Raw genomic sequence first — 1,220 nt, 5'->3', positions numbered from 1 at the left:
TCATGCGGGTCTTATGGTCGGCTCCACGGGCGTTTACCGTCTCCGACGTACTAGCGGCGACGAGGTGACGCAGGTTGATCGCGGCGTTCAGGTCGCGGTCGATCACCAGCCCGCAGGACTGGCATGCGAACGTGCGGTCGGCCAGGGTGAGGCTTGGGTTTCGCCAGCCACAGCCGGAACAGGTCTTACTCGACGGGTACCACCGGTCGGCGACGACGAGCCGCGATCCGTACCAGACGGTCTTGTAGGTGAGTTGTCGCCGGATCTCGGCCATCCCGGTGTCCGAGACGGCGCGGGCGAGCCGGCGGTTGCGGACCATCCCGGCGACGTGTAGATCCTCGACCACGATCACGTCGTGGGACCGGGCGAGCCGTGTCGTGAGTTTGTGTAGCCCGTCGCGGCGCTGGTTCGCGACCCGGGCATGGATCGTCGCGAGCCCGGCGGCGCGCTGCCGGCGCCCAGCGCTGCCCGGCTTCGACCGGGCATAGGCCCGCGACGCGCGGCGCAGTGTCCGCAGCGCGGCGGCGTGCCGTTTCGGGTTCGCCACCGTCTCGCCGGTGGACAGGACCGCGAGGTGTTTCACGCCCAGGTCGACGCCGACCGTGCCGCCCGTCCGTTGACGGCGGGTCGGCCGTTCGGGAACGTCCCGGTCGGCGCCGACGGTGAACGACACGAACCAGCGGCCCGCCGTCCGGGACACCGTCGCTCCACCCAGCCGCTCCCGGCCATCCGCCAGCCGCGACGTGAGCGCGCCCATCGGCTCGCCGACCTTGACCCGGCCGATCCGGGGCAGTTTCACGTACAGATCGGTCGCGGGGCCGTAGGCGCCGGTCGTGTAGCGGAACGAGTCGCGGGCCTTCCCGCGCTTCTTGAACCGGGGAAAACCGACCCGGCGGCCCTTCCGCTTTCCCTTCCGGGAGTCGGTGAAGTTCTTCAACGCACGGGCCAACTGGTCCAGCCCGGCCGAGTACGCCTCCTTCGAGCACTCGTCCCACCAGGGCGCGACGTCCCGCTTGGCGGCGTTCCAGGCAAGCCGCAGCACGGGCAGCGTCCACGGCACCGGGGTGAGCAGGTCGCCGTCCAGGCCGTAGGACTTCTCCGCGTCGCGCTGCGCGAACGCGGCCTTCACCCGGGCCAGGCCCAGTTGTAGGCGAACCGGGCCGCCCCCGCGTGGCGACGCAGGTTCGCGGCCCGGGCGTCGTTCGGGTCGAGTGCGAACC

1 pseudogene is annotated in these 1,220 nt (G+C 71.3%); it reads right to left on the bottom strand.

Annotated elements, in window-relative coordinates:
- A pseudogene (gene tnpB / locus AC6EXY_RS33295) lies at nucleotides 1–1,220 on the bottom strand (IS607 family element RNA-guided endonuclease TnpB); the annotation flags it as partial.

The sequence above is a fragment of the Frankia sp. RB5 genome, assembly GCF_059816245.1.
The sequence above is the reverse complement of the archived record's forward strand: the minus strand, read 5'-3'. Positions and strand labels throughout refer to the sequence as shown.